The organism is Halorubrum sp. SS7 (assembly GCF_005435055.1).
Lineage (GTDB): Archaea > Halobacteriota > Halobacteria > Halobacteriales > Haloferacaceae > Halorubrum > Halorubrum salinarum.
The window spans coordinates 64,766-85,761 of the sequence record NZ_SGXV01000004.1; the positions used below are offsets into that span (position 1 = coordinate 64,766).

General features: G+C 71.9%; 21 protein-coding genes. 12 read left to right on the forward strand and 9 right to left on the reverse strand.

Translation table 11 applies throughout. The features are described from left to right. Positions 1 to 98: 98 nt before the first annotated feature. Both EXE44_RS06375 and EXE44_RS06380 read left to right on the forward strand, forming a co-directional pair. Positions 99 to 2,696 (forward strand): DNA topoisomerase, encoded by a 2,598-nt coding sequence (locus tag EXE44_RS06375; protein WP_137716447.1) that lies wholly within the window; start codon positions 99 to 101, stop codon positions 2,694 to 2,696. Positions 2,697 to 2,784: 88 nt separating this feature from the next. Further along, complete coding sequence (locus EXE44_RS06380) at positions 2,785 to 4,314, forward strand: PAS domain-containing sensor histidine kinase (RefSeq protein ID WP_137716448.1); 1,530 nt, start codon at positions 2,785 to 2,787, stop codon at positions 4,312 to 4,314. A gap of 18 nt (positions 4,315 to 4,332) precedes the next feature. Here the strand turns inward: EXE44_RS06380 and EXE44_RS06385 are convergent, their stop codons facing one another. The 5 genes from EXE44_RS06385 to EXE44_RS06405 form a co-directional block, all read right to left on the reverse strand. Then, positions 4,333 to 4,692, reverse strand: coding sequence for a DUF192 domain-containing protein (locus EXE44_RS06385; RefSeq protein WP_137716449.1), 360 nt, complete (start codon positions 4,690 to 4,692; stop codon positions 4,333 to 4,335). A gap of 78 nt (positions 4,693 to 4,770) precedes the next feature. After that, the gene (locus EXE44_RS06390) at positions 4,771 to 5,025 is read right to left on the reverse strand and encodes a glutathione S-transferase N-terminal domain-containing protein (protein WP_137716450.1); all 255 of its coding nucleotides are present in this window, start codon (positions 5,023 to 5,025) and stop codon (positions 4,771 to 4,773) included. Positions 5,026 to 5,287: 262 nt separating this feature from the next. Then, positions 5,288 to 6,934, reverse strand: coding sequence for a thermosome subunit beta (thsB, locus tag EXE44_RS06395; RefSeq protein ID WP_137716562.1), 1,647 nt, complete (start codon positions 6,932 to 6,934; stop codon positions 5,288 to 5,290). Positions 6,935 to 7,149: 215 nt separating this feature from the next. Further along, positions 7,150 to 7,674 (reverse strand): copper resistance protein CopD, encoded by a 525-nt coding sequence (locus tag EXE44_RS06400; protein WP_137716451.1) that lies wholly within the window; start codon positions 7,672 to 7,674, stop codon positions 7,150 to 7,152. Between the two features lie 171 nt (positions 7,675 to 7,845). Continuing rightward, the gene (locus EXE44_RS06405; protein ID WP_137716452.1) at positions 7,846 to 8,388 is read right to left on the reverse strand and encodes a hypothetical protein; all 543 of its coding nucleotides are present in this window, start codon (positions 8,386 to 8,388) and stop codon (positions 7,846 to 7,848) included. 128 nt (positions 8,389 to 8,516) lie between these two features. Here EXE44_RS06405 and EXE44_RS06410 point away from each other — a divergent pair, with 128 nt between their 5' ends. The 6 genes from EXE44_RS06410 to EXE44_RS06435 all read left to right on the forward strand — a co-directional run bounded on the left by EXE44_RS06410 (position 8,517) and on the right by EXE44_RS06435 (position 12,978). Then, positions 8,517 to 9,386, forward strand: coding sequence for a CbiX/SirB N-terminal domain-containing protein (locus EXE44_RS06410; protein ID WP_121600983.1), 870 nt, complete (start codon positions 8,517 to 8,519; stop codon positions 9,384 to 9,386). Positions 9,387 to 9,388: 2 nt separating this feature from the next. Then, on the forward strand, positions 9,389 to 10,600 hold the full coding sequence (locus EXE44_RS06415; RefSeq protein ID WP_137716453.1) for a DR2241 family protein: 1,212 nt from the start codon (positions 9,389 to 9,391) through the stop codon (positions 10,598 to 10,600). 105 nt (positions 10,601 to 10,705) lie between these two features. Then, positions 10,706 to 11,512 (forward strand): prephenate dehydratase, encoded by an 807-nt coding sequence (gene pheA, locus EXE44_RS06420; protein ID WP_137716454.1) that lies wholly within the window; start codon positions 10,706 to 10,708, stop codon positions 11,510 to 11,512. 261 nt (positions 11,513 to 11,773) lie between these two features. Continuing rightward, positions 11,774 to 12,262 (forward strand): fasciclin domain-containing protein, encoded by a 489-nt coding sequence (locus tag EXE44_RS06425; RefSeq protein ID WP_137716455.1) that lies wholly within the window; start codon positions 11,774 to 11,776, stop codon positions 12,260 to 12,262. Between the two features lie 103 nt (positions 12,263 to 12,365). After that, positions 12,366 to 12,641, forward strand: a complete 276-nt coding sequence (locus tag EXE44_RS06430; RefSeq protein ID WP_121561544.1) for a winged helix-turn-helix domain-containing protein — start codon at positions 12,366 to 12,368, stop codon at positions 12,639 to 12,641. A 55-nt stretch (positions 12,642 to 12,696) separates the two neighbouring features. Further along, positions 12,697 to 12,978, forward strand: coding sequence for a hypothetical protein (locus tag EXE44_RS06435; RefSeq protein ID WP_137716456.1), 282 nt, complete (start codon positions 12,697 to 12,699; stop codon positions 12,976 to 12,978). A gap of 21 nt (positions 12,979 to 12,999) precedes the next feature. On the opposite strand, the gene EXE44_RS06440 is transcribed toward EXE44_RS06435, so the two are convergent. The 4 genes from EXE44_RS06440 to EXE44_RS06455 form a co-directional block, all read right to left on the reverse strand. Beyond that, a complete protein-coding gene (locus EXE44_RS06440) occupies positions 13,000 to 13,620 on the reverse strand; it encodes a methyltransferase domain-containing protein (RefSeq protein WP_137716457.1) in 621 nt (206 codons plus the stop codon). Between the two features lie 72 nt (positions 13,621 to 13,692). Next, positions 13,693 to 15,180: a cysteine--tRNA ligase gene (cysS, locus tag EXE44_RS06445; RefSeq protein ID WP_137716458.1), complete on the reverse strand. Its 1,488-nt coding sequence runs from the start codon at positions 15,178 to 15,180 to the stop codon at positions 13,693 to 13,695. Between the two features lie 412 nt (positions 15,181 to 15,592). After that, positions 15,593 to 16,855 carry a threonine ammonia-lyase gene (gene ilvA, locus EXE44_RS06450; RefSeq protein WP_137716459.1) on the reverse strand — a complete coding sequence of 421 codons (1,263 nt, stop codon included), beginning with the start codon at positions 16,853 to 16,855 and terminating at the stop codon, positions 15,593 to 15,595. Between the two features lie 62 nt (positions 16,856 to 16,917). Continuing rightward, positions 16,918 to 18,303, reverse strand: coding sequence for a deoxyribodipyrimidine photo-lyase (locus tag EXE44_RS06455; RefSeq protein WP_137716460.1), 1,386 nt, complete (start codon positions 18,301 to 18,303; stop codon positions 16,918 to 16,920). Positions 18,304 to 18,406: 103 nt separating this feature from the next. Here EXE44_RS06455 and EXE44_RS06460 point away from each other — a divergent pair, with 103 nt between their 5' ends. From EXE44_RS06460 to EXE44_RS06475, 4 genes are all read left to right on the forward strand, one after another. Then, the gene (locus tag EXE44_RS06460) at positions 18,407 to 18,904 is read left to right on the forward strand and encodes an Hsp20/alpha crystallin family protein (protein ID WP_137716461.1); all 498 of its coding nucleotides are present in this window, start codon (positions 18,407 to 18,409) and stop codon (positions 18,902 to 18,904) included. Positions 18,905 to 19,001: 97 nt separating this feature from the next. Continuing rightward, entirely contained in the window at positions 19,002 to 19,415 is a 414-nt protein-coding gene (gene hsp14 / locus EXE44_RS06465; protein WP_137716462.1) for an archaeal heat shock protein Hsp14, read from the forward strand. A 124-nt stretch (positions 19,416 to 19,539) separates the two neighbouring features. Beyond that, positions 19,540 to 20,172, forward strand: a complete 633-nt coding sequence (locus EXE44_RS06470; protein ID WP_137716463.1) for a protein-L-isoaspartate(D-aspartate) O-methyltransferase — start codon at positions 19,540 to 19,542, stop codon at positions 20,170 to 20,172. Between the two features lie 49 nt (positions 20,173 to 20,221). Further along, positions 20,222 to 20,989, forward strand: a complete 768-nt coding sequence (locus EXE44_RS06475; protein ID WP_137716464.1) for a protein-L-isoaspartate O-methyltransferase — start codon at positions 20,222 to 20,224, stop codon at positions 20,987 to 20,989. The last annotated feature ends 7 nt before the right edge of the window (positions 20,990 to 20,996 follow it).

Here is a 20,996-nt window from a genome sequence, read left to right on the forward strand (position 1 = left end):
CGCCCTCGGGTCCCTTCTCGCCGTTCGTTCGCCGCCGCGCCTGCCGGGAATCTCGCGTCGCGAAAGCTTTAGACCGAGGAGCGGCCTATCTCGGCGCAATGAGTCGCGGCCCCGAGCTGATCATCACGGAGAAAGACAACGCGGCGCGGCGCATCGCCGACATCCTGAGCGGCGAGTCCGCGACCGCGGAGCGGATGAACGACGTCAACGTCTACGAGTGGGGCGGCAAGCGGTGTATCGGGCTCTCCGGCCACGTCGTCGGCGTCGACTTCCCGGCCGAGTACAACGACTGGCGCGACGTGGAGCCGGTCGAGCTGATCGACGCGCCCGTCACGAAGACGCCGACGCAGGAGGGGATCGTCGCCGCGCTGCGCCGGCTCGCCCGCAACGCCTCCCGTGTCGTCATCGCGACCGACTACGACCGCGAGGGCGAGCTGATCGGCAAGGAGGCGTACGAGCTGGTCCGCGAGGTGAACGAGGACGTGCCCGTCGACCGCGTGCGCTTCTCGTCGATCACGGAAAACGAGGTGAAAAAGGCGTTCGCGAACCCCGACGACCTCGACTTCGAGCTGGCGGCCGCCGGGGAGGCCCGCCAGACCATCGACCTCACGTGGGGCGCGGCCTTGACCCGCTTCCTCTCGCTGTCCGCCCGACAGATGGGCGACGACTTCATCTCCGTCGGTCGGGTCCAGGGCCCGACGCTCAAGCTCATCGTCGACCGCGAGCGGGAGATCCAGGCGTTCGACCCCGAGTCCTACTGGGAGCTGACGGGCGAGCTGGCGAAGGCGGGCGGCGACCCGTTCGAGGCGCGCTACTTCTACCTGAACGACGAGGGCAACGAGCGCGAGCGCGTCTGGGACGAGGCGGTCGCCGACACGCTCACCGAGGCGCTCGCCGCGGCCGAGGCGGCGACCGTCGACGACGTCGACCGCCGCACGCAGACCGACGACCCGCCGACGCCGTTCAACACCACCGCGTTCATCCGCGCGGCGGGGTCGCTCGGCTACTCCGCGCAGCGCGCGATGTCGCTCGCGGAGGACCTCTACACCGCCGGCTACGTCACCTACCCCCGGACCGACAACACGGTGTACCCGGACGACTTAGAGCCCGAGGAGCTGATCGAGGAGCTGTCGGCGGCCTCGACGTTCGGCGCGGACGCCGCGAGCCTGCTCGACGGCGACGGCGACATCGAGCCGACCGAGGGCGACGAGGAGACGACGGACCACCCGCCGATCCACCCGACCGGCGAGCTCCCCTCGGAGTCGGACCTCTCCGACGACGAGTGGGAGGTGTACGAGCTGATCGTCCGCCGGTTCCTCGCCACCTGCGCCGACCCGGCCACCTGGGAGCGGCTGCGCGTGGTCGCGCTCGCGAACGGCGAGGCGACGCCGATTGCCGCCGACGCGGACGGGCTCGCCGCGCTCCGCGACCCCGAGGACGCGGCCGGGCCGGCCGACTTGGTCGCGGACGGCGGGCTGCGGCTGAAGGCCAACGGGAAGCGGCTGCTCGAGGCCGGCTACCACGACGTGTACCCGTACCGCTCCAGCGACGAGCGGATCGTGCCGGACGTCGAGGTCGGCGAGACGCTGTCGCTGTCGGACCGCGCCACCGAGGCCAAGGAGACGCAGCCGCCCCGGCGCTACGGGCAGTCGCGGCTCATCGAGGAAATGGAGAAGCGGCAGCTCGGGACGAAGGCGACCCGCCACCGGACGATCGAGAAGCTGTACGACCGCAACTACGTCGAGAGCGACCCGCCGCGACCGACCCGGCTCGCGGAGGCGGTCGTCGAGGCCGCCGAGGAGTTCGCCGACCGGATCGTGAGCGAGGAGATGACCGCCCAGCTCGAACGCGACATGGCGGCCATCGCCGCGGGCGAGAAGGACTACGACGAGGTGACGGCGGACTCCCGCGAGCTGCTCTCGCGCGTGTTCGACGACCTCACCGAGTCGCGAGAGGCGGTCGGCGACCACCTCCAGACGTCGCTGAAGGCCGACAAGACGCTCGGGCCCTGTCCGGAGTGCGGCTCGGACCTGCTCGTCCGGAAGTCGCGGCAGGGGTCGTACTTCATCGGCTGCGACGGCTACCCCGACTGCGAGTACACGCTCCCGCTCCCCTCGACCGGGAAGCCGCTCCTCCTCGACGAGACCTGCGAGGACCACGACCTCCGCCACGTGAAGATGCTCGCCGGGCGGAAGACGTTCGTCCACGGCTGCCCGCAGTGTAAGGCGGACGAGGCCGACGAGCAGGAGGACGAGGTGATCGGGGCGTGTCCCGACTGCGGCGAGGAACACGGGGGCGAGCTCGCGATCAAGCGGCTCCGCTCCGGCTCCCGGCTCGTCGGCTGTACGCGCTACCCCGACTGCGACTACTCGCTGCCGCTCCCGCGGCGCGGCGAGATCGAGGTGACCGACGAGACCTGCGAGGAGCACGACCTCCCGCACCTCCGCGTCCACTCCGGCGACGACCCTTGGGAGCTCGGCTGCCCGATCTGTAACTACCGCGAGTTCACGGCCCGCCAGGAGGGCTCGGAGCTGCAGACCGTCGAGGGGATCGGCGAGAAGACCGCCGAGAAGCTCAAGGACGCCGGCGTCGGCGGCGTCGACGACCTCAAGTCCGCCGACCCGGACGACCTCGCGGCCGACGTCGACGGCGTCGGCGCCGACACCGTCCGCGACTGGCAGGCGAAGGCGGACTGACCCTCGCTCGGGCCGGGCGCCGTCGCGGGGTCGCGGCGACTCATAAATCCATAAACACATATGCGCGGAGTGTCTCGATCACCGACAGATGGGAGACGGGAACGGGGATCCGCCGGCCGACGGCCCGTCGTCGAGCGGCGACGCAACCGCGACCGGGATCCTCAGAGCGTTCGTCGGGGCGGTCCCGACGCCGACGCTCGTCTGTGACCCCGAGACCCTCGCGATCCGCGCCGCGAACGCCCCCGCGGTCGACCTGCTCGGCCACGACCGCGGCACGCTGACGCTGATGGGCCTCCCCGACCTGGGCGAGACGGAGGTCACCGTCTCGGGGGAGCCCGTCGACGCCGTCGCCGCGGCGGCCGTCGACCCTCCCGCGTCCGACGGTTCAGACGACCGGGTCGAGCGGTTCGAGTGGGACCTCCGCCTCGGCGACCCCGGGCTGCGGGTCGACGCGGCGCTCCACGCGGCGACCATCGCCGGCGACGAGTGGCTTGTCGTCGGGCTCTCGGACGCCACCGACCGGGTCGCCGCGGAGAGCGAGCGCGACGGCGAGCGCCGGCTCGTCGACGCGCTCGCCGAGACCGTCCCGCTCGCGCTGTTCCGCTGTAGCGAGGAGGGGACGGTCTCGCGGTGGAACGACCGGCTGGCGGCCGACTCCGGCTACGACCCCGAGTCGCTCTCGGGGCGGGCGCTCACCTCGCTGTTCGACGAGGAGACGCGCGGCCGCGTGAGCGGGGCGCTCTCGCAGGTGTACCGGGCGGGCGAGACCGTCTCCTGTGAAGTGCGGCTGCTCACCCGCTCCGGCGAGCGCGTCCCCTACCGGCTCTCGGTCGGCCCCGTCACCGACGGCGACCGGGTCGTCGGCGCCGTCGGCGTCGGCGAGGACCTCACGGAGGCGTCGCTCCGGGAGGAGCGGCTCGCGGTGCTGACCCGCGTGCTGCGACACAACTTCCGGAACGACCTCAACGTCGTCACCGGGTTCACCGGTCAGGCGATCGAGGCCGTCGACGACCCCGAGCTCACGGGGCAGCTCGAACGGGTCGTCGACACCGCCGAGCGGCTGCTGCGCCTCGGCGAGACCTCGCGCAAGGTGGAGCGGCTGCTCTCTCAGCGCCCCTCGCCGCGGCCGGTCGCGCTCGCGCCCGCGGTCGACGCGGCGCTCGAATCGCTCCCGCCGGAGATCCGCGAGCGCGCCGCCGTCGACGTGGACGTTCCCGAGGGGGTCGTCGTCTCCGCGGTCGCGTTCCTCCCCGAGGCGATCACCGAACTCGTCGACAACGCGGTCCGCCACAACGACGCCGCCGACCCGCGGGTGCGGATCTCGGCGGCGGAGCTGCCGAGCGAGTCGTGGGTCTCGCTCGTCGTCGCGGACGACGGCCCGGGGATCCCGCCGGCGGAGCGCGCCGTGCTCACCGGCGAGGAGACGCCGCTCAACCACGCGAGCGGGCTCGGGCTCTGGTACGTGAACTGGATCGTCACCGCGGGCGGCGGGAGCCTCGACATCGTCGAGAGCAAGGCCGGCGGCAGCCGGATCGAGCTGTCGCTGCGCGTCGCGGATGAGCCGCGCGCGGGGGATACGGACGTGTTCGCCCCCGACGCCTTCGAGGACGGCCCGTAGGTCCCGGGCGGCTCCCGCTCACTCGACCAGCCGCAGTTCGTCGCCGACCGCCACCGACTCGGCCGCGCCCGCCGGCAGTTCGACGACGGTGTCGGCGCGGCCGCGGCCCAGCCCGACGAACGGCGCGAGCCGCTTCGTCGCCGTCACCTCGCCGTCGGCGAGCCACACCGCGTCGATCGCGAACGGCACGAACAGCATGTGGAGCCACTGCGTGTCGGCCTCGTCGAAGGGGAAGACCAGGCCGTAGTCGTCCGGGATCGAACGCCGGAACATCAGGCCCCGGGCCTGTTCGAGCGTCGAGCGCGCGACGTCGACGTCGCTCGCGAGGACGGTCTCTCCCCCCGACTCGGGACGGTGAACGAGTCGCACGGCTGCCACCTCGCCGCGGGCGGATAAATAGCCTCTCGTTGCGGGGCCGGGCTCCGCTGGCTCCGTCCCGGGCCGATCGCGTCGGCCTCAGCTCGCGCCGCCGTACGTCTCTTCGAGGTACTCGACGATGTCGTCGCTCTCGGGCATCCCCTCGACCCCGTGGTCCTCGTCGACGAGGACCGGGACGCCCGTCTGTCCGGAGACCTCCTCGACCTCCGTCCGGTCGCTGTGCGACCGCGGCACCATCACCGACTCGTAGTCGAGGTCGAGCTCCGACAGCTTCGTCTTCACTTTCGCGCAGTACGGACAGCCCTCAAGCTCGTAGAGCGTTAGGTTTGCCATCGCCCGACCGTAGGGCCCGGGCCCGTAAAGAGGTGCGGCCGCGGATGCGTCCGCCGCGCACGGCCGAGCCCGTCCCGGTCGCGGACTCGGACCTGGCGGACGTTAGGATGCGGTACGAAAAGCGGGGGAAATCGGAGCGCGCGAAGGTGTAGTCGTCGAGCGATCGCGGTCGGGCGCGGGCGTCGAGGTCCGAGGACCTCGACCTACGTCGGCGTCGTCAGGCGAGGCCTGACGGGCTGTGGGAATTCGTCTCCGACGGGCCTCACATCGCGCCGCCCATGCCGCCCATGCCGCCCATGCCGCCGCCGGGGGCGCCGCCCTCGTCGTCGCCGCCCGACGTCGAGAGGTCGCCCGCCGAGATGATGTCGTCGATTTTCAGGACCAGGTTCGCCGCCTCGGCCGCGGAGGCGATCGCCTGCTCCTTCGCGTGGGCCGTCTCGACGACGCCCGCGTCGGCCGTGTTGACGACCTCGCCGGCGAACACGTCGAGCCCGGCGTTCTGGTCGCCCGCCTCGTGGGCCGCGCGCAGGTCGACCAGCAGGTCGATCGCGTCGAGGCCCGCGTTCTCGGCGAGCACGCGGGGGATCAGTTCGAGGGAGTCGGCGAACGCCTCGACGGCGAGCTGCTCGCGCCCCTCGACGGAGTCGGCGTAGTCGCGCAGGCGGCGCGCGATCTCGACCTCGACCGCGCCGCCGCCGGGCAGGGTGCGCCCGTCGGAGACGGTCGTCGAGACCACGTCGAGCGCGTCCTGGATGCCGCGTTCGAGCTCGTCGACGACGTGGTCGGTGGTGCCGTACAGGAGGAGCGTGACGCCGTGGGCGTCCTCGCCCTCGACGTAGAACAGCTCCTCGTCGTCGTCGCGCTCGACGGAGCCGACCGCGAGGTCGTCGGCGGTAAGCGAGTCGAGGTCCGTGACGATCGGCGCGCCGAGGACGTTCTTCAGGAACGTCAGGTCGGACTTCTTCGTGCGGCGGACCGCCAGCACGCCCTCCTTCGCGAGGTAGTGCTGCGCGAGGTCGTCGATGCCCTTCTGACAGAAGACCACGTCGGCGCCGGAGTCGACGATCTGGTCGACCTTCTCGCGGAGCTGCTGTTCCTCCTGGTCGAGGAACTTCTGGAGCTGGTCCGGGGAGTCGACGTTGACCGAGGTGTCGACGTCCGCCTCCTCGACCTCGATCGGGTCGTTGAGGAGGAGGATGTCGGCCGCCTCGAAGTCGGTCGGCATGTCCTCGTGGACGGGGTCTTTGTCGATCGCCGCGCCGGAGAGCAGGCGGGACTCGCCCGCCGCGCGACCGGTGCGCGTCTCGATGTTGAGATTGGCCAGGTCGACCACGTGAGAGCCGTCGTCGGCCTCGACGGTGACGCCCTGTACCGCGCGGACGACGAGGTCGGCGAGCACGTCCTTGTCGAGCTCGGCGCCCTTGCCCGTCATCGAGGTCTCGGCGACGTTACGCAGGGTCTCCGTGTCGTCGGGGTCGACGGCGGTCGCGACCTCGTCGACCTGCTCGCGGGCGTACTCGCTCGCGAGGTTGAAGCCCTTGATCACCGCTGTCGGGTGGATGTCCTGTTCGAGGAGGTCCTGCGCGTTCTTCAGGAGCTCGCCCGCGATGGCGACCGCGCTGGTCGTCCCGTCGCCGGCCTCGTCCTCCTGGGTCTCGGCGACCTCGACGACCATCTCGGCGGTCGGGTTGTCGATGTCCATCTCCTGGAGGATGGTGACGCCGTCGTTCGTGATGGTGACGTCGCCCATCGAGTTGACGAGCATCTTGTCCATCCCCTTCGGTCCGAGCGTCGAGCGGACCGACTCGGCGACGCCGCGCGCCGCGGAGATGTTGTACTCCTGAGCGTCCTTGTCTTGGACGCGCTGGGCGTCCTCGCCCATGATGATCATCGGCTGGCCCTGCTGCATTCGCTGACTCATACAGCGTTTGATTGATTGTGATTCTATATAAATGTCTCGTTGAGGGGCCGCCGCGTGCGGGTCGTCCGTGACGAATCGACTCGCTCGAAAACACCGGACTCCGCGGCCTTGGACCGAAATTCATGCGGGGAGTTAGCATTGCCCTCTGTCGGCGCGAGAACACCGATTCGACGCCATTTATATACTCGCGTTCCGGGGCATCGTCACCCCGGTATCCCGCCGGCCAGGAGCGCGGCGTCGACGAGCAGCAGGACGGCCAGCCCCGCGCTCGCGAGGAGGTACGGACGGGCGACGGAGGCCAGCCGGGCGGACCCGGGGACGCCCCCGACCCCGGCGAGGGCGTCGACCGGGAACCCCTCGGCCATGTACCGACCCCACCCGAGGTCGGGGTCCACCTCGCGGCGCATCCGGAGGACGCCCAGTTCGACGAGCCCGTTCATCGCGCCCCACAGCGACAGCATCGCGAGGACGGCCCACCCACGGCCGGTCGTCGCGAGGAGCTCGATCGGCGTGTACAGCCGCCAGATCATGTACGCGCCGGTGACCGGGAGGACGACGCCGGTCCAGCGCGTGACCATGAGGAGCCGGTGCGCGGCGTCGACGAACGCGGCCCGCCCGAGCGTCCCGTCGGTCGCCCGCGGCAGGGTCGCGTAGACGACGTACAGCGTCGCGCCGGTCCACAGGGCGCCGGAGAGCACGTGGAAGACGAAAGCGGTCGTGAGCAACACGCGATCGACTGGGAGCGAGAGCGGCAAAAAGGCCGTCCCGGACAGGATCGGTTCGCTCGCCGCGGTCCGGGCTCGCGTCCCGCCGATCGGGCTCGCCTCTCGTCGACCGAATCCATCCCTCGTCGGTCGAATTCACCCCTCCTCGGCCGGATTCCCGCTCGTCGGCCGAATTCACCTCTCATCCACGGGCACCGCCTCCAGCGCCGCCTCGACGACCCGCACCGCGCTCGCGCCGTCGCGCCGGGAGACGACGCAGACGAGCGCGTCGCCGGCCACGCCCGCGGCCGCCACCTCCACGTCCGCGGCGCCGAGCCGCCCCAGCGCGTCCGCCAGCGCCGCGGCGTCCACGTCGCCGGTCGCCAGGATCGCGGTGCGGTCGCCGCCCTCGACGACCGCCGCGTCGCCCACGCGGAGGAGGGGGTCGGCGTCCGTCTCGTCGCGCCCCGCGCCGTCGTTCGCCTCGGTCGCGTCGTCGGCGATGCCCACTCCGCTCCGCATGGAAACGCTCGCGGTCCGGGCCTCGGTCTCGTAGGCCGGCAGGTCCTCCCGGAAGCGGCGGAGCGCGGCCGCGATCGCGTCGGGGTCGCCGTCGAGGTCGGCGCGCGCCGCGAGCCACGACGCCGCGGCGCTGTGGTTCACCAGTCCGGCGCGGAGCGCGTCGCGGACGAACGGGCGCGCTCTGACCGCCTCCCGCGTCTCGGCTGCCAGCGACATGCGCGGGGCTGCGCGGCGGGCGGGCAAGATCGTTTCGGTCGGGCGGGGAAGTCCCGGGCGACCGAGCGCCGTTCCCGTCGTTCCGCAGCCTCCGAAGTCCCTAAGAGCGGCGCGGCCCCAGCACGGGTATGCAGTCGCTCGTCATCGTCGCGCACGGCTCCCACCTCAACCCCGAGTCGAGCGCGCCGACGTACGACCACGCCGACACGATCCGCGCCACCGGTGCCTTCGACGAGGTCCGCACCGGGTTCTGGAAGGAGGAACCGCACTTCCGAGAGGTGCTCCGGACCGTCGAGGGCGACGAGATATACGTCGTCCCGCTGTTCGTCTCGGAGGGCTACTTCACCGAGCAGGTGATCCCGCGCGAGCTCCGGCTCGACGGCTGGGACGTCTCCGAGTGGGGCTCCGACGGCCTCTCGGCGGACCAGGCGACGCTCGTCGCCGAGGACATCGACCGCGAGGTCCACTACTGCGGGCCGGTGGGGACCCACCGCGCGATGACCGACGTGATCGTCCGGCGCGCCGAGTCCGTGACGGACGACCCCGACGTGGGCGAGGGGTTCGGCCTGGCGGTCGTCGGCCACGGCACCGAGCGCAACGAGAACTCCGCGAAGGCGATCGAGTACCACGCCGACCGGATCGCCGAGCGCGACCGCTTCGACGAGGTGAAGGCGCTGTACATGGACGAGGACCCGGAGGTCGACGACCTCCCCGAGCACTTCGAGAGCGACGACGTGGTCCTGGTCCCCCTCTTCATCGCCGACGGCTACCACACCCAGGAGGACATCCCGGAGGACGTGGGCCTCTGCGAGGACCACACCGAGGGGTACGACGTGCCCGAGACGGTCGACGGCACCCGGATCTGGTACGCCGGCGCGGTGGGGACGGAGCCGCTCATGGCCGACGTGGTCTTGGAGCGCGCGGCCGACGCCGGCGCCGACCTCGGGAGCGCGCTCGACGACGTGCGCGAGACGACCCGCGTCGCCACGGGGGACTGACCGTGGCCGACTCCACCTCCGCGACCGACGGCGGCGAGGCGGGCGGCGACGAGCCCGAGGTCCCCGAGATCGACCTCCCGAGCGACGCGTTCGACGCGGTCCTCGACGCGCTCGACGAGCTGGACCCCGGTGAGCCCCTGCGGTTCGAGGGGTTCAGCGTCGCGCGCGGCACCGAGGGGACCGACGAGGAGCTGCCCGGCGGCTCGCCCGACGAGTACGTCCTCGCCGACGGGAGCCGGCCGACGGGGATGAGCGAGCGCGACCTCCACGAGGCGCTCGCCGAGCGCGCGCCCGCCGTCACCGACTGGTACGTCTTCGAGCGCGTCGTCGGCGAGTTCGGCCCCCGACGCGCCTTCCTCCGCTGGATCGAGGACGCCGACGGCGAGACCGTCGCGGCCCGGTACGCGGCGCTCGCGGCCGGGATCGAGCGCGCCTGGGGCGAACTGAAGCTTACGGCGACGCTCACCGACCGCGGCGAGCGCCGCTACGACGTGCGCCACGCCGACGACGCGGGCGTCCCGGTCGACGACCTCGACGCGTACGACGACCCGCTCGACGCGCGCGACCTGGTCACCTTCGACGAGAAGGGGCGGTACCGCCCCCTCAAGACGGCGCCGTCGCTCGCGGGCGGCTGGGTCTTCCCCGACCTCGGCCCCCGCGAACTCTACGAGACGGTCGAGACGATATACCCCGCGACGGTCGCCAACTGGCACCGCGAGCGCGAGGGCGAGCTCGACGTGAACCACTGGCGCGAGACGATGGAGCGCCAGTCGGGCATCTACGGCGTCGTGAAGACGTGGGACCGCGGCGAGGGGTACGAGCACGTCAACTGGGTCGCGGAGGCCTGTTGCGACGACTCGCAGTGTCTGAAGCGCCGGGAGTGGGAGTACGACGACGAGACGGAGCTCGACGTCGACGGCGGCGACGGCGCCTTCCCCTGTCGCGAGCCCTGCTCCGTGGTGGTGTCGGCCGCGCGGAAGTGGACGCGGCTGGAGAGCGAGCAGCCGCGGACCTACGAGTTCGAGCTGACCCCGAGCGAGAAAGAGCAGGTCGAGGCGGTTATCGACGCCGTCGCGGACGGCCGGATCGACGAGATCCGCGAGGCGGACACGAAGGAGGGCGCGAACCGCTACCGGACGCGGTTCCTCCGGGCGAAGCTGTTCGACGACGATGGGAACCTCGGCGGCGTGCCGACCGACCCGGACGAGGAGTGAGCCCTGCGGACGAGCGACCCGCCGCGGGGACCGTCACCCGCTGACGGCCCGGAAACATCGCCGCGCCCCGCAGGCTTTTCTCACCGCCCCCGGTACGGTGGGGTGATGAACGCCGTCACGCTGGGCCCCGCCGGCACGTACTCGCACCGCGCCGCGCGCTCCGTCGCCGCCGAGGTGTCGTTCCGCGAATCGGTCACCGCCATCGTCGACGCCGTCGCCGACGGCGAGTTCGAGCGCGGCGTCGTCCCCATCGAGAACAGTATCGAGGGCTCGGTCACGGAGAGCCTCGACGCGCTCGCGGAGTACGACGTGTCGGTCACCCGCGAGGTCGTCACGCCGATCCGGCACGCCCTCCTCGCGCAGGACGACTCCTTCGAGGTCGTCGCGAGCCACTCGCAGGCGCTCGCGCAGTGCCGCAACTGGCTGGAGGCCGAGTACCCGGACGCCGGCCTCGAAGCGGTCGCCTCCACCGCCCGCGGCGTCGAGCGCGCCCGCGAGGACGCCCGCGTCGCCGGTATCGGCCACCCGGACAACGCCGGCGACGACCTCTCCATCCTCGCCGCAGACATCCAGGACCGCACCTCCAACGCGACCCGGTTCCTCGTCGTCGCGCCCGACTCCGCGCGCTCCGACGCCGGCGGGAAGACGACGCTGATCGTCTACCCGAACGCGAACTACCCGGGCCTCCTCCTCGAACTGCTGGAGGCGTTCGCGGACCGCAACCTCAACCTCTCCCGGATCGAGTCGCGTCCGAGCGGCGAGCGCCTCGGCGACTACCTGTTCCACTTCGACGTGGACGCCGGCCTCTACGAGGACCACATGGCGAAGGCGGTCGGCGACGTCGAGGCCATCGCCGACAAGGGCTGGGTCAAGGTGCTCGGCTCGTACGACACCGAACACGTGCTGGACTGAGCCCCGGCGCCCGCTCGCGGCCCCCGAGCGATGCCGTTCCCGAGCGATGCCGTTCCCGAGCGATGCCGTTCCCGAGCGATGCCGCCCCCGAGCGATGCCGCCCCCGAGCGACCCCACTCCCGAGCGACCCCACCCCTGTTCGGTCGCTGCCCCCTACCGGCAATACTGGCGAAGATTTGGGTCGCTTTCGTGCCGGACGCGGGTTACTTTCTCCAAATTGTTGAATACATACTGAAACGTCTTCCCGGCCGGGTGTCTCCCATGAACGCGAACAGACGGACGGTACTGAAGGGCCTCGGCGCGGGAACGGCGACGCTGGTCGGCGGCGTCGGAGCGGCCGCCGCCGAGCCGCCGAGCCAAGGGGAAACGATCGTCGACGTGGCCGTCGCGGCCGACGGGTTCGACGTGCTCGTCACAGCGGTCCAGGAGGCCGGGCTCGTCGACACGCTGAGCGGAAACCGACAGCTCACCGTGTTCGCGCCGACCGACGCGGCGTTCAACGCGGCCGGGATCACGGTCGACAACGTCGGCGACGTCGACGGGCTCGGCGACGTGCTCACCTACCACGTCGTGCCGGGCCGCCGAAAGGCGAACTCGATCGTCAACGCGAGCCAGGTGCCGACGCTCAACGGCGCGAAGGTCGACGTCGAGGGGACCGACCTCAACGGCGACCAGGCCGATATCATCGACACGGACATCGAGGCCTCGAACGGCATCATCCACGTCATCGACGGCGTGTTACAGCCGTAGCGGCCCCGAGCCGCCAGATGGTCCCCGCCGACGCTCTTGTCCTCCGCCCTCGCGGTGCTGGTATCCACGCGTTTATACGTCGCTCCGCCGATCGGTACTGTCGATGGAGCCGGTCCTCTGGCAGGTGCTGGCCGGAACGCGGGGGGGTCCCAACCGGGCCCGCCTGCTCCGCGCGCTCGACGAGCGCCCGCGGAACGCAAACCAGCTCGCAGAGGACCTCGACCTGGCGTACAAGACCGTGCGACACCACCTCGACGTGCTCGAAGAGAACGACGTGGTCGAGAGCACGGAACAGACCTACGGCGCGGTGTACCTACCGACCGAGCGCACCCGAAACAACTGGGAGACCGTCGAATCCATCATCGACCAACTGGAGTGAGCATGACCCGAACCTCGAACGCGGCGACTGATCGTGGAATCGGAGGCGACGCGGAATGACCCTGACGCTCGACGTGGCGCGAGCCGCCGCGGGGGTCAACATCCTGCTGTTGCTCGTCCTCCTCGGCATCTGGGGGCGCAGCTACCTCGAGGTCCGGTCCAAGCACACGCTCGGGTCGGCGGTGTTCGCCGCCTTCCTCCTGGCGGAGAACGCGCTGGCGCTGTTCTACTACCTGAACCCGCCGCAGATGTCGACGCCCGCGGTCCGCGCGATGATGTACCTCCAGATCCTCGAGTTCGTCGGGATCGCGTTCCTCGTCTACGTGACCTGGGACTGACGCCCGCGTGACCGGCCGGCGTCACTCCACATCGACGCGGGCGACGACTCCCAGCCCGGCGTCGAACGACTCGACGACGGTCACCGCGTCGAACCGACGCCGGAGCACCGCGAGCACGTCCGGGTTCCGGAAGTTCACGAGCCGACGGTATGCCCCCTCCAGCGCGCTCCCGAGCGCCCCGTCCGGCACCCGACCGTCGACGACCACCAGCCGACCGCCGGGACGGACGACCCGCTCGACCTCGTCGAGGACGTCCCCGATCGCCGGCATCGCGCTCAGCGCCAGCGACGCGAAGGCGGCGTCGACGGCGTCCTCGCGGAGCGGAAGTCGCCCGGCGTCGCCCCGGACCACCGCGGCGGGCGGGTGCGCCGCCGCGCGATCGGCGGCGCGTCGCGCCATCCCGGCGCTGTAGTCGACGGCGATCACCGTCCCGTCCGGCCCGACGGCGTCCGCGAGGAGCGGAACGCTCCCGCCCGGGCCGCAGCCGAGGTCGAGGACCGCGTCGCCCGCGACGACGTCGAGTGCCGCGGCCCCCGTTTCCCGGACCGAGCGCGTGGCGCGGTCGACCGCGCGGTACAGCACGCCGTAGTCGGCCCAGCGGTCGTACACGGCCTGTCCGCGCCGCGCGGCGTCTTCGGCCATCTCGCGTGCGCCTTCGGAAGCGAGCAAGAAAACGCTACGCCCGCCGCGATCCGACGCGGCCCGGGCCCGCACTCACTCGAACCGGTACGTCGCGCCGTCCGGCCCGTCCTCTATCTCGACGCCGACCTCGCGGAGGGCGTCCCGCAGTTCGTCTGCGCGCTCGTAGTTGCCCGCCTCGCGCTCGGCCTCGCGCACGTCGAGCACGAGCTCGACCAGCTCGCCCGCCAGCTCCACGTCGCCGCCGCTCTCCGCCTCGAACTGGAGCCCGAGCACGTCGCCGCCGAGGTCCTCGAACGCCGCCACGGCCTCGCGGAGGCCGCGGTAGTCGTAGGCCTCGCCGGCCTCGTCGACCCCGTCGACGTGGCGGTTCACCGCGTCGGTGAGATCGAGGAGCGCCGCGGTCGCCTCCCGGAGGTTCAGGTCGTCGTTCATCGCGGCCGCGAACCCCTCGCGCGCGGTCGCGACCGCCTCGCGGAGGTCGTCGTCCGCGGCCTTCGCGCGGGAGTCGGTCGAGTCGAGCGCCTCGACGGCGCGGTCGTAAGTGCGCGAGAGGCGCTCCCAGCGCTCCTCCGCCTCGGCGATCGTCTCCTCGGTGAGCGCCTGCTCGGAGCGGTAGGCCGCGCCGGCGTAGAAGGTCCGGACCACGTTGACGCCGAGTTCGTCCAAGGCGTCGGGGACGGTCCAGAAGTTGCCGATCGAGGAGGACATCTTCTCGCCGTCCATCTCCAGGAGGCCGACGTGGAGCCAGTGGCGCGCGAACGCCTCGCCGGTGGCCGCCTCCGACTGCGCGATCTCGTTTTCGTGATGCGGGAACACGAGGTCGCGCCCGCCCATGTGGACGTCGAGCGTGTCGCCGAGGTGCGTCGTCGACATCGCCGAGCACTCGACGTGCCACCCCGGGCGCCCCTCGCCCCACGGGGAGTCCCACGTCTCGCCGTCGGGCGTCTCGGCGCCGTGGTCGTGTTTGGCGTGTTCGCGGGCCGCGCTCTCGCTGACGCCGTTGGCCTTCCACAGCGCGAAGTCCGCCGGGTTGCGCTTCTCGGAGCGCTCGTCCGGCTCGCCCTGCGCCTCGAGCGCGTCGAGGTCCTGGTTCGAGAGCTTCCCGTACCCGTCGAAGCGCGTCACGTCGAAGTAGACGGAGCCGTTCGACTCGTAGGCGTACCCCTTCTCGATCAGGGTCTCCGTCAGGTCGATAATCTCCGGGACGTGCTCGGTGACGCGGGGGTACACCTCCGCGCGCAGGAGGTTCAGCCCGCGCATCGCGTCGAAGACGCTCGCCGTGAACGTCTCGGCCACGTCGCGCTCGGCAGTCCACTCGTCGCGCTCGCCGACGCGGGCCGTGATCTTCTCGTTCACGTCGGTGACGTTCTCGACGTGGCGCACGTCGTACCCCTCGTGTTCGAGCCACCGGTGGAGCACGTCGGCGTGGAACCACAGCCGGGCGTGGCCGAGGTGCGGGTCGTCCGACACCGTCAGGCCGCAGACGTACAGCGTGACGTCGCCGTCGGCCGTGAACTCGACGCGCTCGTCTTCCAGGGTGTCGGTGACGACGAGACTCATTACGACGTGGTTGCCGGGGTGCGCGTTTCAAATCGTCGGATCGAGCGAGACGAAGACGGATCCGGCTCTGTCGTCGGCTCGTCTGCTCGGCTATAACTTACTGCTGACGGATCCGCTGCGAACACCACCAAAGCCCCAGCTGCGAGGGCTCGGTGCGCTCGCTGCGCTCCTCACTCGGTCGCTCCGCTCCCTCGTTGCGGTGCTTACGTCGCGCGCCTTCGCCCTCGCGGCTGCCCCTTTGAGTCCCGCCCCGCACCGCAACCGCACCTCTCACCTCCCCAACCTCGTCGGCCTCCCTCCGCTTCGCTCCGGTCGGCCGACTCCCTCGCACGCGCTCCTCGCGGCCGCCAGCAGCGGCCGCTCGGAGGCGCGCGCCACCGCGGTTTTATTCACAAACTGACGACCTCGCCTCTCACTCTTCCCGCGTCGTCCACTCGACCTCGTAGCCCGCCTCGCGCACCGCCGTCAGGACGCGGTCGACGTGGGCGGGCCCGTTCGTCTCCACCTCGAACACGAGGTCGGCGTCGCCCACGGGCAGGTCCGGGCGGCTGCGCTCGTGGCGCACCGTCCGGATGTTGGCGCGCTCGCCGCCGATCAGGGTCGCTATCTCCCCCATCGTCCCGGGCGTGTCGTCGATGCGGACGGACAGCTCGATCAGCTGGTCGCGGTCGACGAGCGCGTGCGTCACCACCTCCTTCAGCGTCGTCACGTCGATGTTGCCGCCACAGAGCAGCGGGACGACGGTCTCGCCGGCGAGGTCGAGCTCGTCGACCGCGTCGTCGTTCAACAGGGCGGCCGCGGCGGTCGCGCCCGCGCCCTCGACCAGCTGTTTCGCGCGCTCCAAGAGCAGGAGGATCGCGCTCGCCACGTCGTCGTCGCTCACGACGACGGCGCCGTCGAGGTGCTCGTCCAGCAGGCCGAGGGTGAGGTCGCTCAGCCCGCCGGTCGCGATGCCGTCCGCGATGGTGTCGGGCTCGTCGCGCGTCACGAGTTCGCCGGCCGCGAGGCTCTCCGAGAGCGTGGACGCGCCCTCGGTCTGGACGCCGATCACGCGCGTCTCGGGCGATCGCGCCTTCACCGCGGTCGCGACGCCGCCCGCGAGCCCGCCGCCGCCGACCGGGACGAGGACGGTGTCGGCGGCGGGCACCTGGTCGAGGACTTCTAAGCCGAGCGTCCCTTGGCCGGCGACCACGTCCGGGTCGTCGAAGGCGTGGACGAACCGCGTCCCGGGGTCGTCGGTCAGGGTCTGGGCGTGGGCCATCGCCTCGGGGAACGCGCTCCCGCGGAGGACGACCTCGGCGCCGTACGCGCGGGTGGCCTCGATCTTCGCCGCCGGCGCCGACTCCGGCATCACGATCGTCGCGTCGATTCCGGCGTCGGACGCCGCCAGCGCGACGCCCTGCGCGTGGTTGCCCGCGCTCGCGGCCACGACGCGCTCGATCGCGGGCTCGTCGGCCCCCTCGCCGGAGCCGTCGACCGCCCGCGAGATCGCGTTGTACGCGCCGCGCGTCTTGAACGAGCCGGTGCGCTGGAGGTGCTCCATCTTCAGGCGCACGTCGCCGCCGCACCGCTCGCTCAGCGACCGGCTCCGCTCGACGGGCGTGCGCTGGACGATGTCGGTGCCGGCGAGCCGCTCGGCCGCGGCCTCGACGTCGTCGACCGTGACTGGGGACATGCCCGCGGTGTTCGGCCGATCCCCTGAAAAGAACTCGGATACGCAACCGGGTCCGCACCGTTTCAGCGCTTCCCCAGCGCCTCCTCGAAGACGCGCTGGGCCCGCTCGTACCCCTCGTTCCGGTCGACGATGGGGTGCGGGTAGTCGGGCGCCAGCTCCTCGCGCTCCGTCCGCGAGAGGGTCGGCCAGTCGACGACCTTCCCGGCCGGCACGTCCGACAGCTCCGGGACGTACGCCTTCACGTACCGGGCGCCGTCGTCGTACTTCGACATCTGGCTCACCGGGTCGAAGATGCGCACGTCGACGGAGTCGGTGCCGGTGGAGGCGGTCCACTGCCAGGCGCCGTGGTTCGAGGCGTAGTCGTGGTCGATCAGCTGCTTCGTGAAGTAGCGCGCGCCGCGCCGCCAGTCGATCAGGAGGTGTTTCGTCAGGAAGCTGGCGACCACCTGCCGCGGCCGGTTGTGGACGTACCCCTCCTCGTTCAGCTGTCGCATCCCCGCGTCGACGAGCGGGTAGCCGGTCTCGCCGCGGGTCCACGCCTCGAAGTCCGCGTCCGACTCCCGCCACGCGATCTCGTTGGGGAACGACTTGTAGTTCGAGACGGCGAGGTCGGGGGTGTAGTACAGCAGGTGGTACATCTGCTCGCGCCACGACAGCTCGTAGCGGTACTTGTCGACGTTGCGGCGCTCGCCGCCCGTCACGGCGTCGTAGACGTCGCTCGCGCCCGCCCACACCTCCCGGATCCCGATCGCCCCCGTCGCGAGGTACGGCGACATCCTGGAGACCGCGTGCGTCGGCGCCTCGACCGCCCGCGCGAGGTCGTCGCGGGTGTCGTTGTAGGAGGTGATCCCGTAGTCGAGGAACTCGTCGAACCGCTCGCGCGCGGCCTCGTACCCGGCGCCCGGGAGGTCGATGTCGGCGTCGGGCTCGGGGACCGTCTTCCCGTCGCGCACGTCGGCCAGCGCGTCCGGGTCGGGCTCCGGGTACGGCCCGCGCTTCGGCACGGCCTCCCAGTCGCCGTGGAACTGGCTGTGGTTCGGGTACCGCTCCTCCAGCCGCCCGGGGTCGACCAGCACGAGGTCGGTCCGGGAGTCCGTCGCGACGCCCGCGCCGGCGAGCGCGTCCTCGACCGCGCGCTGCCGGTTCCGGCGGGCCGGCCGGTAGTGCTCGTTGTAGACGACCGCCTCGGCGTCGTGCTCGTCGGCGAGGTCGACGAGGACCTCGTCCGGGTCGCCCGCGCGGACGATTAGGTCGCTCCCGAGTTCCCGATACCGCTCCTCCAGGCGTTTCACGTGCCGGAGGAAGAAGGCGCGCTGACGCGCGCCGACCGTCGCGAGCAGGTCCGCGTCGTACACGAAGACGGGAACGACCGTTCCCTCGCGGGCCGCCGCCGCGAGGCCGGCGTTGTCCCGCGTCCGCGCGTCGCCTCGGTGCCAGAACAGGCGCATACGATCGCCAGGGGCGCCAGCGGATAGTGTCTGTCGCCCGGGCCCGGTCCCCCGGTCCCGCCGCCAGTACGTTCAAGACGCTCCGACTCGAATCCTGACCCGCATGACACGACGCGATCCCTTCGACGAGATCGAGGACCTGCTCGAACGGATGGGCCGCGAGTTCGAGGAACTCGGCGGCACGCTGGAGGGCGCCGGTCCCGAGGTCCCGCGGTTCCCCGGGGCCCGCGAGGTGGACGTCGACGTGATCGAGGACGACGAGTCGATCACCGTCGTCGCCGACCTCCCCGGGTTCGACGCCGACGACGTGGACGTCGAGCTGCGCGACGACGCGCTCGTGATCGCCGGCTCCCGCGAGGAGTCCGCCGAGTTCGCCGCCGAGGGCGACGACGCGGCCGACGCGGGGGACGCGGGCGAGGGCGACGAGGTCCGCTACCATCGGCGCGAGCGCCGCCTCCGGTCCGTCTCGCGCCGCGTTCCGGTCCCCGAACCGGTCGAGGCCGACGCGGCGACGGCCTCTTTCGCCGCCGGCGTGCTCACCGTCACGCTCCCCAAGCGCTCGCCCGACGACGACCGCGGGCACACGATCGACGTCAACTGAGCGCCGGCCCGCGATCGCCGTCGAACCGGAACGGTCGCGTCCGGGGGATAGCACGTCTCACTCTGTGTTTATTATCTCACGGCGCCTTTCTGTTCTCATGAACGCGACGAATCCCTTCGACGAGATCGAGCAGTTCCTCGGCCGCACGCCCTTCGCCGGCGAGCGCGCCTGGGGCCGCGACCTCCGGACCGCCGACGTCGACGTCGCCGAGTACGACGACGAGTTCGTCGTGATGGCCGATCTCCCGGGCTTCGACCGCGATGAGATCGACGTTCGCGCCAGCGGCGACCGGCTGACCATCACCGGCGAGCGCGACACGGAGCGCGAAGACGCGGACCGACGCTACCTCCGCCGCGAGCGCCGTCACGAGTCCGTCACCCGGACGATCGAACTCCCCGCGACCGCGGTCCTCGAGGACGCGACCGGGACGTACCGCAACGGCGTGCTCACGGTGACGGTCCCGCTCGACGCCGTCGACGCCGACGAGGGCCACCGAATCGACGTGAACTGACCCGTCCTCGACGCGAACCGAACGACTCTCGACGCGAACTGAACGACCCGATGCGTCGCGGTCGAGCCGGACCCCGCTCTTTCCGGCCGATGCTTTCTCCACGGACCCCGTGGTAACTCTCCGCATGAACGACGCCGACCACGCGGCCGCCAGGCGCGACCTAGTGAGCGCGCTGCGCGACCGCCTCGACGCGAGCGAGCGGACGCTGTCGGCGATCGGCGCCGTCCCGCGACACAAGTTCGTCCCGGAGTCGGTGCGCGGCTCGGCGTACGCCGACCGACCGCTCCCGATCGGCCACGGGCAGACGGTCAGCGCGCCGCACATGGTCGCGATGATGACCGATCTGCTCGACGTCGAGCGCGGCGACCGCGTCTTCGAGGTGGGGACCGGCTGCGGCTACCACGCCGCGGTCGTCGCCGAGGTCGTCGGCCCGGGGAACGTCTTCTCGGCCGAGCGCGTCCCGGAGCTGGCGGCCGCCGCCCGCGACCGCCTCGACCGCCTCGGGTACGAGGTGACCGTGTCGGCCGGCGACGGGCGCGAGGCGTTCGCCGACGCGGCGCCGTTCGACGCCGCGTACCTCACCTGCGCGGCGCCGGAGGCGGTCCCGGACGCCGTCGTCGACCGCGTCCGGACGGACGGCCGCGTCGTCGCCCCCGTCAGCGAGCGCGGCCGCCAGCGGCTCGTCCGGCTCACGGTCCGCGAGGACGGGATCGACCGCGAGGACCACGGCGGCGTGCGGTTCGTCCCGATGCGGTAGGCGGGCGGCCGAACGCACAGTTTTAGAGGACCGAGTCCCGAGACCGCGCATGGACGACGCGTCGCTCCGGGCGGACATGATCGAGGGGCTCGAACACCAGATCGGCGAGCCGATCGAGCCGCCCGTGCTGACCGCCCTTCAACGCGTTCCCCGCGACCCCTTCGTCGACGACTCGCCCCGCGGGGGCGCCGTCGACGGCGACGACCCCCACTCGCTCTCGCTCGCGACGCTGGTCCGATTGCTCACCGCGCTCGACGCCGACGAGGGCGACTCGGTCCTCGTCGTCGGCGCGGGGATCGGCTACTCGGTCGCGCTGCTCGCGGCGATCGCCGGCGCGCGGCGCGTCCACGCGGTCGACATCGACCGCGTCGCCGTCCGCGCCGCGCGGTCGAACCTCGACGCGGCCGGCTACGGCGCCGTCCTCGTCGACCGCGCGGACGGCGCCGACGGGCTCCCCGCCTACGCGCCCTACGACCGGATCCTCCTCGAAGCCGCCGTGGTCGAGCCGCCGCGGCCCCTCCGCGAACAGCTGGCGCCCGGCGGTCGGATCGTCTACCCGCGCGGCGCGGGCGTCCAGACCGTCGCGGCGATCGAGCCGTCGACCGCCCCCGAGGACGGGGACGACCCGGCGCCGCCGGGGTTCGAGACGGTCGCGACCCACGGCCCGGCGCGGCTCCAGCCGATGCTCGTCGACGGCGAACAGCCGGGGACGGAACGCAACCGGACCCGCCGCGAGGACGCCGAACGCGCCGAGCGCGGCCGGCAGCGCCGACACGGCTGGGAGCAGGACTGGATCGACTGGGACGATCAGCTCTGACCGCCTC